9 protein-coding genes, 5 pseudogenes and 1 riboswitch are annotated in these 13,135 nt (G+C 70.4%); of the genes and pseudogenes, 3 read left to right on the top strand and 11 right to left on the bottom strand.

Annotated elements, in window-relative coordinates:
* Nucleotides 1-45 precede the first annotated feature (45 nt).
* The gene (locus AC1QRC_RS08630) at nucleotides 46-1,089 is read left to right on the top strand and encodes a zinc-dependent alcohol dehydrogenase family protein (RefSeq protein WP_484206358.1); all 1,044 of its coding nucleotides are present in this window, start codon (nucleotides 46-48) and stop codon (nucleotides 1,087-1,089) included.
* Between the two features lie 18 nt (nucleotides 1,090-1,107).
* On the opposite strand, the gene rraA is transcribed toward AC1QRC_RS08630, so the two are convergent.
* The 5 genes and pseudogenes from rraA to AC1QRC_RS08605 form a co-directional block, all read right to left on the bottom strand.
* Entirely contained in the window at nucleotides 1,108-1,626 is a 519-nt protein-coding gene (rraA, locus tag AC1QRC_RS08625; RefSeq protein WP_484206357.1) for a ribonuclease E activity regulator RraA, read from the bottom strand.
* Nucleotides 1,627-1,674: 48 nt separating this feature from the next.
* Nucleotides 1,675-3,090: an HNH endonuclease gene (locus AC1QRC_RS08620; protein WP_484206356.1), complete on the bottom strand. Its 1,416-nt coding sequence runs from the start codon at nucleotides 3,088-3,090 to the stop codon at nucleotides 1,675-1,677.
* A gap of 135 nt (nucleotides 3,091-3,225) precedes the next feature.
* A pseudogene (locus tag AC1QRC_RS08615) lies at nucleotides 3,226-6,121 on the bottom strand (vitamin B12-dependent ribonucleotide reductase).
* Nucleotides 6,122-6,238: 117 nt separating this feature from the next.
* Nucleotides 6,239-6,712 (bottom strand): transcriptional regulator NrdR, encoded by a 474-nt coding sequence (nrdR, locus tag AC1QRC_RS08610; protein ID WP_484206355.1) that lies wholly within the window; start codon nucleotides 6,710-6,712, stop codon nucleotides 6,239-6,241.
* 337 nt (nucleotides 6,713-7,049) lie between these two features.
* Entirely contained in the window at nucleotides 7,050-7,568 is a 519-nt protein-coding gene (locus AC1QRC_RS08605; protein WP_484206354.1) for a hypothetical protein, read from the bottom strand.
* 99 nt (nucleotides 7,569-7,667) lie between these two features.
* Here AC1QRC_RS08605 and AC1QRC_RS08600 point away from each other — a divergent pair, with 99 nt between their 5' ends.
* Nucleotides 7,668-8,243 (top strand): TetR/AcrR family transcriptional regulator, encoded by a 576-nt coding sequence (locus AC1QRC_RS08600; RefSeq protein WP_484206353.1) that lies wholly within the window; start codon nucleotides 7,668-7,670, stop codon nucleotides 8,241-8,243.
* Between the two features lie 50 nt (nucleotides 8,244-8,293).
* Here AC1QRC_RS08600 and ribH read toward each other — a convergent pair.
* From ribH to AC1QRC_RS08570, 6 genes and pseudogenes are all read right to left on the bottom strand, one after another.
* Nucleotides 8,294-8,763 (bottom strand): annotated as a pseudogene (gene ribH / locus AC1QRC_RS08595) (6,7-dimethyl-8-ribityllumazine synthase).
* Nucleotides 8,760-10,016: pseudogene (gene ribB / locus AC1QRC_RS08590) on the bottom strand (3,4-dihydroxy-2-butanone-4-phosphate synthase). The pseudogenes ribH and ribB overlap by 4 nt, the downstream one beginning before the upstream one ends.
* Before the next feature lie 80 nt (nucleotides 10,017-10,096).
* Nucleotides 10,097-10,744, bottom strand: coding sequence for a riboflavin synthase (locus AC1QRC_RS08585; RefSeq protein ID WP_484206352.1), 648 nt, complete (start codon nucleotides 10,742-10,744; stop codon nucleotides 10,097-10,099).
* On the bottom strand, nucleotides 10,745-11,263 hold the full coding sequence (locus tag AC1QRC_RS08580; protein ID WP_484206599.1) for a dihydrofolate reductase family protein: 519 nt from the start codon (nucleotides 11,261-11,263) through the stop codon (nucleotides 10,745-10,747).
* Nucleotides 11,152-11,403 (bottom strand): annotated as a pseudogene (locus AC1QRC_RS08575) (RibD family protein); the annotation flags it as partial. The gene AC1QRC_RS08580 and the pseudogene AC1QRC_RS08575, both read right to left, overlap by 112 nt.
* A 127-nt stretch (nucleotides 11,404-11,530) precedes the next feature.
* Nucleotides 11,531-11,767 (bottom strand): annotated as a pseudogene (locus tag AC1QRC_RS08570) (bifunctional diaminohydroxyphosphoribosylaminopyrimidine deaminase/5-amino-6-(5-phosphoribosylamino)uracil reductase RibD); the annotation flags it as partial.
* A gap of 166 nt (nucleotides 11,768-11,933) precedes the next feature.
* A riboswitch (FMN riboswitch) is annotated at nucleotides 11,934-12,064 on the bottom strand.
* 194 nt (nucleotides 12,065-12,258) lie between these two features.
* Here AC1QRC_RS08570 and AC1QRC_RS08565 point away from each other — a divergent pair.
* Nucleotides 12,259-12,447: a hypothetical protein gene (locus AC1QRC_RS08565; RefSeq protein ID WP_484206351.1), complete on the top strand. Its 189-nt coding sequence runs from the start codon at nucleotides 12,259-12,261 to the stop codon at nucleotides 12,445-12,447.
* Nucleotides 12,448-13,135 lie beyond the last annotated feature (688 nt).

The following is a 13,135-nucleotide window of genomic DNA, read 5'->3' as shown; positions in this document are numbered from 1 at the left end:
GGCGGCCCAGCCGGGGTCCGTCCCCAAGGCGGCGGAGAGGGCAGCATGCGCGCGGTGAGGTTCGACGCCTTCGGGGACCGGACGTATCTGGATGACGTGCCGATCCCCGAGCCGCCGCCCGGTGGGGTGGTCGTCCGGGTGGGCGCCACGGGCCTGTGCCGCTCGGACTGGCACGGCTGGCAGGGGCACGACCCGGACATCACCGTGCTGCCGCACACGCCCGGGCACGAATTGGCCGGCGTGGTGCATGCCCTCGGCGCAGGCGTCGAGCGACTCAGCGTGGGTCAGCGGGTGACCGTCCCGTTCGTCTGCGGCTGCGGCGACTGTGCCGTATGCCGATCGGGTGCCTCGCACGTCTGCCCAAACCAGTGGCAGCCCGGCTTCAACGGGCCGGGGTCTTTCGCGGAGTACCTCGCCCTCCCCCACGCGGACTTCAACGTCGTGCCCCTGCCGGACGAGGTCGGCCTCGCCGTCGCCGCCGGGTTGGGCTGCCGGTTCGCCACGGCCTACCGCGGCATCGTGGATGTCGGAGCCGTCCGGCCCGGGGAGACCGTCGCGGTCTTCGGCTGCGGCGGCGTGGGACTAGCCGCGGTGATGGTCGCCCGGTCGCGGGGTGCCGAGGTCATCGCGGTCGACGTCAACCCGGCCGCGCTCGACCTGGCCGCCACCCTCGGGGCCGGCTCCGTGCTCGATGCCGCGCGCGAGGACGTGGCAGGCGCCGTGCACGAGGTCACCGGTGGCGGGGCGGACGTGGCGGTCGACGCGCTCGGCAGCGTGGCCACCGCCCGGGCGGCGACGCAGAGCCTGGCGACCCGGGGTCGGCACGTCCAGATCGGCCTGCTGCCGCCGGCCGTGGTGGCGGACCGGGCCACCATCCCGATGCATACGGTGATCGGCCGCGAGCTCCAGGTCCTCGGCAGCCACGGTATGCCCGCGCACGACTACCCCCGGATGCTCGCCGACATCGCGCAGGGCAGGCTCGCCCCGGAGCGGCTCCTGGGCCGCACGATCGGCCTCGACGAGGCGCCGGCTGCGCTGGCCGCGATGGACTCCCCGGCCGGGCCGGGAGTCACGATCATCGAGCCTTGAGCGTCCTGGCCCCGCGGGTCAGTCGACCGACAGCGGGCCGCTGCGGCTGACGACGATCCCGTCGGCGTCCGCCGCGACCCATGAGCCGGGGGTGAACAGCGCGCCGCCGAAGGCCACCGGCACGTCCCGCTCCCCGTCCGACTCCTTCTTGGACCGGCGCGGGTTGGACCCCAGGGCGGCGATCCCCAGGTCGACCTGCGCCAGCGCCTCGACGTCCCGCACCGCGCCGTGCACGATGACGCCGGCCCAGCCGTTGGAGGCAGCCGTCGCCGCCACCATGTCCCCGAGCAGGGCCACCCGTGTGGAACCGCTGCCGTCCACGACGATCACCCGGCCCTCGCCCGGCTCGCCCACTAACTTCTTCAGGCCGGAGTTGTCCTCGAACGTCCGCAGCGTCACGACGGTCCCGCTGAACCGACGCTTGCCCCCGTAGAGTCGGAACGGCAGGTCGACGCTGTCGAGGTCCGCGTCATACACGTCCATCAGGTCGGCCGTTGCCGGGGACTGGTCGCTGGAGGTCGTGGCGATCTCGCTCATAGATCCCATTCTGTCGTGGTGTTCCCACCCGATGACCCCCGCATGCCATCAGGCGCCAGCAACGCGCTGGAACTCCTCGTAATGGCGGGCGAGAAGTTGCGCATCAGGACGCTCCGACAGGACGTCGGGAACAACCATCAACGCCTGACCATGTCGGCCCTGCAACGAGTGTTTCAGCGTGGGGCCATCCACTTCATCCAAAATGTGGTGGGCCACTTCCACGTGGAGGGAGGGCGTGATTCCCATGATGTGCGCGTCGAACGCAGCATGGTGCAGCTTGCACATCGCCAAGCCATTCCTGATCGCCGGCACTCCGCCATCTTGGGAATCCGCCACGATGTGGGCGGCGTCCAGTAGTTGTGTGTGTGCCAGTGCGCACACCGAGCAGCGTTGCCGGTAGGCACGGAGCACCATAGCCCGGAACATCGGTTGGTGAAGGCGTCGTTTGACTTGTGCCATCACGTAGCGCTGCAGCACCTCCTCGACCGGGGAGGCTGAGGTTGAGGGGATCATCCCGTAGAGCTCATCAGGGGCGAGGAGGAAGCCTCCCTCCTCCTCGGAGGCGACATACACGGGAAACACGGGCAGGTGCAAACCTGCTCCGACGTCCTGAAACCAGATCAGCGGCAGCTGATTCGCCATAGCTCCACGAAGATCCACATCGCCTCGCGAACTCTCCGCCGGACTGAAACGCAAGAGCCCATTTGATCGGGATAGATCGTTCACGTCACCCTGGAATCCTCGAAGGGACAATGGGCCATCGAATCCCGGAGGAGACCACACCTCCCCGCGGCCCGGCAGAAGTCTCACAGGGACGCCCCCGATCTGAAAGTCCTGCAAGGCCTCGAGAGTCAGGGGGTCAGCTCCATCGTTGCTTCGGGCACTGAGCCATTCCATGGCGACGTGTCTCAGGTCGATGGCGTCGGGGTGGACAATCGAGGCGGGACTGGGACTTGCGGCTGGTCCACTCGCATTCGCCGAGGAACTCACGGCTCTACTCGCTAGCGGATCGACTGCGATCAGTCGGAAGACCACAACTCTCCGGCGGGCGTCGTTGCGATCGGGGGCTTCCTCGAAGCGCCAGGGGTCGTTCGCGTCGATGTGGAACTCTCCGACGTAGCGTTGCTTCTTGCCACCCGGACGCTTGGGTCCCTTCGCCTCGAAGAGGCGCAGCGCTCTGCCCTCCTGATCGTGTCTGAGGATCGCCCCGTTCCCGCGATCCTCCGCCCGTTGGTCTCCTACCTGACCCATGCCCGTGTAGTAGAAGACCGCAGGTTCCTCGGCATCCCAACCGTCAAAGTTGTAGCCGTGCTGCTCTCCCTGACCCGGATCGGAATAGAGCATGACGTTCGGGCTTTGCCGCGAGGGCTCGATACCGCTAAGTGTGGACCCCCCATATAGGTCCTTGACCTCCGAGCGCGTCGTGATGTCACCGGGTTCAAAACTCCAGTGATCAGCGGTCATGGAGGGAGCTTAGTTCGTGCGTCACGCGCGCGGCGGGGTCTCGGGCTGCGAGTCCGCGGCAGCCACGCCGCAATTCGACCGGAGCAAGCGAAGGGCCCCACTCGAAGCGAGTGGGGCCCTTCTACTCAGCGGTGGTCAGCTGCAGCCGCTGGTGCTCCCGCAGCCCTCGCACACGTAGCACGACCCGGCGGGGCGCATCTTCGTGCCGCACGTCATGCAGATCGGGGCGTCCGCGGACTTGCCCTGGAACTGCTCGAGCAGCTCGGCGGAGGAGTGCACGGTCGGCTCGGCGACCCGGGCCGACGCGGCGCCGGCACCGGACTGGTCCGCGACCTCCTCGGCCTTCTCCTGGCGCTTGCTGGCCGGGGCGGGCGACTGGCTGTAGGACTCCAGCTCGTCCTCCAGGGACTCCTCCTCCTCGCCGGAGGAGTCCGGCGTGTAGGAGCCGGTCTCCAGCTGGCGGGCCCGCTCCTCGGCGGTGTGGATGCCCATGAAGCTGCGGCTGTCGAAGTCCATGTAGTCCAGCGCCAGCCGGCGGAACACGTAGTCCATGATCGACTGCGCCATCCGCACGTCCGGGTCGTCGGTGAGGCCGGCCGGCTCGAACCGCAGGTTGGTGAACTTCTCCACGAAGGTCTCCAGCGGCACGCCGTACTGCAGGCCGATCGACACGGCGATCGAGAAGGCGTCCATCACGCCGGCCAGGGTCGAGCCCTGCTTGCCGAACTTGAGGAAGATCTCGCCCAGGTCGCCGTCGTCGTAGGTGCCGGCGGTCAGGTAGCCCTCGGCGCCGCCCACGGCGAACGACGTGGTCTGCGAGGTGCGCCGCTTCGGGCAGCCGCTTGCGGACCGGGCGGTACTCGATGACCTTCTCCACCGGCGCCTCGGCCGACTCGACGGACTCGTCGTCCTTCTTCTCGTCCTTCTTGCCGTCCGAGAGCGGCTGGCCCACCTTGCAGTTGTCGCGGTAGACGGCCAGCGCCTTGAGGCCGAGCTTCCAGCCCTGCAGGTAGACGTCGGCGATCTCCTCGACCGTGGCGCTCTCCGGCAGGTTGACCGTCTTGGAGATGGCACCGGACAGGAACGGCTGGGTGGCGGCCATCATCCGCACGTGCCCCATCGGCTTGATCGCCCGGGCGCCCATCGCGCAGTCGAAGACCTCGTAGTGCTCCGGCTTCAGGCCTGGGGCGTCGATGACGTGACCGTTCTCGGCGATGAACTCCACGATCGCCTCGATCGTCTCCTCGGTGTAGCCGAGGATCTTCAGCGCCCGCGGGATCGTCTGGTTGACGATCTGCATCGAGCCGCCGCCGACCAGCTTCTTGAACTTGACCAGCGAGAAGTCCGGCTCGATGCCGGTGGTGTCGCAGTCCATCATGAAGCCGATGGTCCCGGTCGGGGCCAGCACCGACGCCTGGGCGTTGCGGTAGCCGTTCTTCTCCCCCACCTTCACCACGGCGTCCCACGCCTTGGTGGCGGCCTTGTGGACATCGGCGTCCATGCCGTGCAGCGTGCGGATCTCGTCGTTGGCGGCCTGGTGCTTGCGCATGACGCGCTTGTGGGCGTCGGCGTTGCGGGCGTAGCCGTTGTAGGGCCCCACGACGGCGGCCAACTCGGCGGACCGCTTGTAGGCGGCGCCGGTGAGCAGCGAGGTCAGCGTCGCGGCGAGCGAGCGGCCACCCTCGGTGTCGTAGCCGCGCCCGGTCGCCATGAGCAGCGCACCCAGGTTGGCGTAGCCGATGCCCAACTGACGGTAGTTGCGGGTCGTCTCACCGATCGACTCCGTCGGGAAGTCGGCGAAGCAGATCGAGATGTCCATCGCGGTGATGACCAGCTCGGCGACGGCCTGGTACTTCTGCACGTCGAAGGTGTTGTCCTCGCGCAGGAACTTCAGCAGGTTCAGGCTGGCCAGGTTGCACGAGGAGTTGTCCAGCGACATGTACTCCGAGCACGGGTTGGACGCGGTGATCCGACCGGTCTCGGGGTTGGTGTGCCAGTCGTTGATGGTGTCGTCGTACTGGATGCCCGGGTCGGCGCACTCCCAGGCGGCGACCGCCATCTTCTGGAACAGGTCGCGGGCGTCGACGGTGTCGATCACCGAGCCGTCCATCCGGGACCGCAGGCCGAACTCGGTGCCGTCCTCGACGGCCTTCATGAACTCGTCGGTGACGCGTACCGAGTTGTTGGCGTTCTGGTACTGCACCGACACGATGTCGGCGCCGCCCAGGTCCATGTCGAAGCCGGCGTCGCGCAGCGCGCGGATCTTGTCCTCCTCGCGCGCCTTGGTCTCGATGAACTCCTCGATGTCCGGGTGGTCGACGTCGAGCACGACCATCTTGGCGGCGCGGCGGGTGGCGCCACCGGACTTGATGGTGCCCGCGGAGGCGTCGGCGCCCCGCATGAAGGAGACCGGGCCGGAGGCGGTGCCGCCGGAGGACAGCAGCTCCTTGGAGGAGCGGATGCGGGAGAGGTTCAGCCCGGCGCCCGAGCCGCCCTTGAAGATGAAGCCCTCCTCCTTGTACCAGTTCAGGATCGAGTCCATCGAGTCGTCGACCGACAGGATGAAGCACGCGCTCACCTGCTGCGGGCTCTTGGTGCCGACGTTGAACCACACCGGGGAGTTGAAGCTGAAGATCTGGTGCACCAGGGCGTAGGTGAGCTCGTGCTCGAAGACCTCGGCGTCCTCCTCGGTGGCGAAGTAGCCGTGCTCCTTGCCCGCCGCCGTGTAGGTCAGCACGACCCGGTCGACCAGCTGCTTCAGGCCGGTCTCGCGCGCGTCGGTGCCGACGGCACCGCGGAAGTACTTGGTGGTCACGATGGTGGAGGCGTTCGCCGACCAGAAGTCGGGGAACTCGACGCCGCGCTGCTCGAAGATCGTCTCGCCCGTCTTCCAGTTCTGCTGGACGACGTCGCGCTTCTCCCAGGTGACCTCGTCATAGGGGTGCACGCCAGGCGTGGTGTAGATGCGCTCGATCTTCAGTCCCTTGCCGCCCCGCCGCGAACGGGACCGTGCCCCGGCCGTCTCCGTCATGAGCTACTCCTTGTGCCTCGTGTGTCGTGAACTGGTGTCTTCTGCAAGTCCTGCTGGCAGCCTCGCACAGCCGTCTGACACACCACCGCTGACCTGCGGTGATGCGCCAGAGCCGCGCTACGGCATACCCCCTGCTGGTGCTGTCTCCCGCTCGGTCCGCAGCAGCGTGATCGCCGCCTCGAAGTCCTCCAGGGAGTTGAACGCCTGGTAGACGCTGGCGAAGCGGAGGTAGGCCACCTCGTCGAGGCAGCGCAGCGGGTCCAGCACCGCCAGCCCCACCTCGTGCGCGTCGATCTCGGCCTGCCCCATCGAGCGGATGGACTCCTCCACCTGCTGGGCCAGCACCTGCAACTGATCCTCGGTCACCGGCCGGCCCTGGCACGCCTTGCGCACGCCCGCCAGGACCTTCTCCCGGCTGAACGGCTCGCTGGCACCGGACCGCTTGGTGACCGCCAGGGTGGCGGTCTCCACGGTGCCGAACCGGCGCCCGCACTCCGGGCACTGCCGCCGGCGGCGGATGACCGTGCCCTCCTCCTGCACCCGGCTGTCCACGACGCGGGAGTCGGTATGCCGACAGAACGGACAGTGCACGACTCCTCCTTCGCGACGGGTCGGGTGGGGACGACCCTGGGGACGTCCTGTGGATGCGTTGTGGGCAACTACCTGGTGGCTGTGCACAAGATGTGGACGAACCACATCTCTGTAACTACTAGATATAGCGATCCTAGGCACGACCCGGCACTAGATGCAACACCCTGAAGGTCAGGTTTGTGCCGGGTCGCGAACGTCGCAGGTCAGCCCACATAGGGAGTCGTCGACCCCCGTCACCACACCGGCGTGTCCCCGGCTGGCCCTCGAGCACCTCGATCCGATCGAGTCTCGTAACACGACGGCGACGGCAGATGCCCTGCTCCTGGGTCATCGCGAGCTATCGAGTGGCGGACTGACGGCGCTCCGCCACCGTCGATACGGCATCCCGGAGCATCCCTGGCGACAGGCGCCGGTGGACCGCGGACAGCCGGCCCCAGACCACGGCACCGAAGGGCCGGTCGTAGCGCAGGTAGGTGGTCAGCGAGAGCTCCTGCTCCGTCGCTCGCACGACCAGGACGCCGACACTGGTCCATGAGGAGGTCTCGAGGCGGACCCAGTCCTCCCCCCGCGCCACGATCGGCCACCCGGCAACGGCGGAGCGCGAGCGGCCCTTGCGGAGGCGCAGCTGCAGCAGCACCCGCCAGATGAACCATTCGGGGACGCTCGGGACGTCGCCGAACAGGATGCGCGCCCACTGCTCGGGCGTCGCGGCCGTGCCGTCCACTGGGCCGATCGCGAAGTGGTCGACGTAGTCGATCCGCGACAGCCCGCCGCGGGCGAGCACGTCCGGGCCGACCGCGTCCACTCCCACGGTGGCCTCGACGGGGGTGTCGTCGGAGATGCTGGTGCTGCTCATGGTGCTGACCTGCCCTCTCATGTGTACGGTTGCGTATATATTGACCGTAGCACCATGTGTACGGTTGCGTATACACAGTTCCCGGACGAGAGGTGCACCGTGGCCGGCAGGACGCTCACCCCCCGCGAGCGGTGGGTCGAGGAGGGACTCGCCGCCCTGGCGGAGGGCGGCCCGGACGCGGTCCGCGTCGAGGGGCTGGCCAAGCGGCTCGGCGTGACCAAGGGCGGTTTCTACGGACACTTCGCGAGCCGCGAGGCCCTCCTCGGGGAGATGCTGGACACCTGGGAGCACGAGGCGGTCGACGAGGTGTTCGCCACTGTGGAGCGCGAGGGCGGGGACCCCAGGGACCGGGCGGAACTGGCCGGCACGCTCACCTTCTCCCAGGACCGGCTGCTACCGATCGACCTCGCGATCCGCGACTGGTCCCGCCGGGACGCCGCGGTGGCCGAGCGGCTGCGAAGGGTGGACAACGAGCGGATCGGGCTGCTGCGCGAGGTGATCGGCAGCTTCTGCACGGACCCCGACGAGGTCGAGGCGCGCAGCCTGCTGGCGTTCTGTGCGGCGATCGGCGGGCACTTCCTGGCCGCCGACCACGGCGAGCGGACCAGAGAGCAGGTCCTCACCCGCGCGGCCGACCTGTTGCTGGACCGATCACCCGCGCGGACGAAGCGCTGACGCCGTGGCCTCCGGATCGGCGACTCTGCCGACCTGGCGGCGCGCTGGACTCAGAGCCCGCCCAGCGCGGCAGCGGTGGCGATCGCCGCCGTCGCGGCCTCGTGGCCCTTGTCCTCGCTCGACCCCGTCGAGGCCGGCACGGTCCAGCGCCTGCTGCTCGTCGTCGCAGGTGAGCACGCCGAAGCCGACGGGCACCCCCGTGCTGACGGTGACCTGGGTCAGCCCCCAGGTCGCCGCCTGGCAGACGTAGTCGAAGTGCGGGGTCCCGCCCCGGATCACCACGCCCAGCGCGACCAGCGCGTCATACTGCTGCCCGGCCAACCGGGCACACGGCGACCGGCAGCTCGAAGCTGCCCGGCACCCGCACCACGTCGACCCGCTCGACGCCCGCCTCGGCCAGCGCGCGCTCCGCACCGGCGAGCAGGCCGGCCATCACCTCGTCGTGCCAGGAGGCCGCGACGACCGCGACCCTCATCCCGCTGCCGTCGACGCTCACCGTCGGTGCGCCGTGCCCGCTCATCCGGTCCTCCTGTCCAGCGCGGCCACGATGGCCGCGCCCTCGTCGTGTGGGGTGTCCGCGCCCTGGTGGGACGTCGGGTGGGTCGGTGGATGCGTCGGTGGGCGGCCCGGTGCCTGGTCGGGGATCGAGACGTGCCCGAGCCGGGTCCGCTTGGTCGCCAGGTAGCGCGCGGCCTCCGGGGCGGGGGCCGCCCCGCTGGGCAGCACCTCCTGCACCGCGATCCCGCCCTCGGCGAGCGCGGCCACCTTCTCCGGGTTGTGCGTGATCAGCCGGACCGTCGTGAGGCCGAGGTCGCGCAGGATGGCCGCGGCCGCGCCGTACTCCCGGGCGTCCACCGGCAGCCCGAGCACCGTCTGCGCGTCGACGGTGTCCACCCCGGTGTCCTGCACGGCATACGCCCGCAGCTTGTCCAGCAGCCCGACGCCCCGGCCCTCGTGGCCGCGCAGGTAGACGACCACGCCGCCCTCGGTCGCGACCCGGAGCATCGCGTCCTCCAGCTGCGGGCCGCAGTCGCAGCGCCGCGAGCCGAAGATGTCGCCGGTGAGGCACTCGGAGTGCACCCGCACCAGCGGCGCGCCGTCACCGGTGCCGCGCGGGGAGACCAGGGCGACGTGCTCGGCGCCGGACCGCTGGTCGCGGTAGCCGTGCGCGGTGAACAGCCCGTGCTCGGTCGGCAGCTGCGTCGTCGCCGCCCGCTGCACCCGCTGCTGCCCGCGCCGCCAGGCGACCAGCTCGGCGATGGTGAGCACCGGCAGGTCGTGCTCCTCGCGCGAGCGCGTGCACCGCCCGCCCGCGCAGCGGCTCACCGGCGTCGTCGACCAGCTCGGCGATCGCCCCGACCGGGGTCAGGCCGGCGGCGGCGCACAGGTCGACCGCGGCCTCGGTGTGGCCGGGCGCGCTCCAGCACCCCGCCCGGCCGGGCGCGCAGCGGCACGACGTGACCGGGCCGGATCAGGTCCTGCGGCCCGGTCTCCGGGTCGCCCAGCAGCCGCACCGTGAGGGCCCGGTCGGTGGCGCTGATGCCGGTGGTCACCCCGGCGGCCGCGTCCACCGTGACCGTGTATGCCGTGCGCAGCGGGTCCGCGTTGTCCCGCACCATGAGCGGCAGGTCCAGCCGGTCGGCCCAGTCGGCGGGCATCGGCGCGCAGACGTAGCCGGAGGTGTGGCGCACCGTCCACGCCCATCCACTGCGCCGTCACCGTCTGCGCGGCGAGGATGACGTCGCCCTCGTTCTCCCGGTCGGCGTCGTCCATCACCAGGACCGGGCGGCCCTGCCGCAGCGACTCCAGCGCGGCACCGACCCGGGCGTCCAGCAGGTCCGGCGTCAGGGCGTTCACGAGGTCACCGCCCCGAGGGTGGCCGGGTCGAGCGAGGCACCCGCGGGTGCGGCAGCGCGCGCACCCAGCAGCCGCTCGACATACTTGGCCAGCACGTCGACCTCCACGTTGAGCCGCTCCCCCACGGCCCGCCGCCCCAGCGTGGTGGCCTCCAGCGTGGTCGGGATGAGGGAGACCTGGAAGGTGTCCTCGGCCACCGCCGACACGGTGAGCGAGACCCCGTCGAGGGTGATCGAGCCCTTGTGCACGACGTAGCGGGCGATCTCCGGCGGCAGCGCCAGGGTCACCACGTCCCACCGCTCCCCGGGCTCCCGCGCCAGCAGCGTCGTGGTGGTGTCGACGTGCCCCTGCACGACGTGCCCGCCGAACCGGCCGTCCGAGCGCAGCGCCCGCTCCAGGTTGACCGGCGCGCCGGGCTCCAGGTCGGCCAGCGCACTGTGCGCCAGCGTCTCGGCCATCACGTCGGTGCCGAACTCGCCGTCGCCGACCTCGGTCACCGTCAGGCAGACCCCGTTGACGGCGATGGAGTCGCCGTGCCCGGCGTCCTGGGTGACGAGTGGGCCGCGGATCCGCAGCACCGCGGAGTCCTCCAACTCGGTGCGGGCGACCACCTCGCCCAGCTCTTCGACGATTCCGGTGAACATCTACTTCTCCTTCGGGTTCCCGACGGGGCGGGCAGCGAGACGGACGTCGGGGCCGACGCGCCGCAGGTCGGTGACCTCCAGGCGCGCGATCCCGCTGATGGACGTGATCCCCAGGTCCCCCACAGCGGCCGCCCCGGCCCCCAGCAGCGCCGGCGCGAGGTAGGCGACGACCTCGTCGACCAGCCCCGCCCGCCAGAACGCCGCCGCCAGCGTGGCCCCGCCCTCGAGCAGCACCTGGCGCACCTCTCGGTCGTGCAGCTCGGCCAGCACCCCGGCCGGGTCGTGGCTGCGCAGCGTGCAGCGTCTCCGCGCTGTCGTCGCGCAGCCGGGCCCCGTGCGGGCAGGTCGCGCCGGCCGACGACGACGCGCAGCGGCTGGCGCTCCCGGAGCGTGCCGTCGTCGTGCCGCGCGGTGAGCGAGGGGTCGTCGGCGAGCGCCGTGCCGGTCCCCACGACGATCGCGCCGCAGGCCGCGCGCAGCTGCTGGGCGTCGGCCCGGGCCTGCGGCGAGGTGATCCACGCGCTGCTCCCGTCGGCGGCGGCGATCCGCCCGTCGAGGGTGCTGGCCACCTTCCAGACGACCCGCGGTCGGCCGTGCCGCACCGCGAACGCCCACGAGGAGATGAGCTCCCCCGCCTCGGCGGCGAGCTCCTCGCCCACGGCCTCGGCTCCCCCGCTGACCCGCACCCCCTGCCCGGCCAGCACCGCCGCCCCGCCGCCGGCCGCGGCGCTGGGGTCGGACACGGCATACACGACCGCGGCGATCCCCGCCTCCGAGCAGCGCCTCCGTGCAGGGCGGGGTGCGCCCGGTGTGCGAGCAGGGCTCGAGGGTGACGTATGCCGTCCCGCCCCTCGCGCGCTCCCCCGCCTCGGCCAGGGCGACCACCTCGGCGTGCGGCGTGCCGGCCCCCGCGTGGTGACCGGTGCCGACGACCTCACCGGCGGCGTCCAGCACGACCGCCCCCACCCGCGGGTTGGGGTCGGCGGCGGGACCGGCCAGCGCGGCGCGCAGGGCGCGGCGCATCGGCTCACGGTCCACCGTGCTGGTCATCGGAGGTGCTCTCCCTCTCGCTCGGCCACTGGCTCGAGCTCCGGGAGGATGGGCGACCGGCCACGGGGTGCGCGTGACCCCCGCCGGGATCCGACGGTGGCCACGGTCCTCCGGACCGTGCCAGGACCTGCGGTGCAGGTCACGCGCTGCCTACCATCCGGACTTTCACCGTCGGTCCTGGAGTTCCACCAGGTCAACCGGCCGCTGGCTGCGGCCGGGTCGCGGACTATCACCGCCGGTTCGGAATTACACCGACCCCGGAGCGCGTGCATCCAGTATGCCTGGTGGGGGCGCGGAATCGGAAGCGCGCCCCCTGCGCCAGGCCCCGGCCGTCGCAGAGGGCCAGACATTCTTACGGAATCTTTACCTGTGGAAAACTCCCTCGGCCACCGATCTGTGCCCACACTGGCAGGACCCGGGACCGCGGGGGCACTGCGGTCCGAACTCAGAACCGGGAGGGTCCCGTGAAACGAACAGTGCCGTTCGTCCTGGCCGGCCTGCTGGCCATCGCCGGCTGCGGGGGTGACGACGAGCCCGCGGCGATGCCCACGCCCGAGGACCCGCTGACCACGTCCTCCCCCGATGACGACGCCGCGACCAGCACCGCGCCCGTCGAGGACGACACCGACGGCCACGTCGAGCCCGCCCGATGAGGTCGAGGAGACGACGACACCGGAAGGGGCGGACATCCACGAGGACTCCGAAGCGGGTGCCGAGGCCTTCGCCCGCCACTACATCGACCTGATCAACCAGACCGGGATGGAGCCTGAGGAGGGGGTGCTGGAGCCGCTCGCGGCTGACGCGTGCGACACCTGCGCACAACTTTGAGGAGCAACGTGCGTTACTCTCGTCGGAGAACAACCACGGTTCACTCCGGACCAATCCTCGAGATCGACGATCAGCAGCAGACGATCCTCGTCTACCCGGATCAGAAGCTGTTGTCAGCACTGAGACGTTGAGCAGTTGGCCGTCGACGTGATTTCGGATGCCGATGGCGAAGTTGTCCGCAGTTAGCCGAGGCGACCAGTGGAACCTTCAAGTTTGACCTCATACGGTCCGGGGAATCCTGGACTGGTGTCGCAGATATTCGCTGCCGAGGGCACCTGACATGAACCGATGGGGGATGGTCGCATGACCACCACGGTGTCTCTTCGTGCTCTCGTGGCTGACTGCGCGGAGCGCAATCCAAAACCTCGCGCCACCGAAAGATGATGACCCGTGCATTCGGCTCTTGATTGCTGGAACGACGACGGTCCGGGTTTATACGTCGGACTGACTCTCCGGCAGCACCGCAGGGCTGGCCGCCATCTACCCGGATGAAATTCCCGGACCGCACACCCT

The sequence above is a fragment of the Ornithinicoccus sp. genome (assembly GCF_057176825.1).
The sequence above is the reverse complement of the archived record's forward strand: the minus strand, read 5'-3'. Positions and strand labels throughout refer to the sequence as shown.

Coding starts and splice junctions, on each gene's coding strand:
- AC1QRC_RS08630 (WP_484206358.1), top strand. CDS start 46: ATGCGCGCGGTGAGGTTCGACGCCTTCGGGGACCGGACGTATCTGGAT.
- rraA (WP_484206357.1), bottom strand. CDS start 1,626: ATGAGCGAGATCGCCACGACCTCCAGCGACCAGTCCCCGGCAACGGCC.
- AC1QRC_RS08620 (WP_484206356.1), bottom strand. CDS start 3,090: ATGACCGCTGATCACTGGAGTTTTGAACCCGGTGACATCACGACGCGC.
- AC1QRC_RS08605 (WP_484206354.1), bottom strand. CDS start 7,568: ATGAGCAGCACCAGCATCTCCGACGACACCCCCGTCGAGGCCACCGTG.
- AC1QRC_RS08585 (WP_484206352.1), bottom strand. CDS start 10,744: ATGTTCACCGGAATCGTCGAAGAGCTGGGCGAGGTGGTCGCCCGCACC.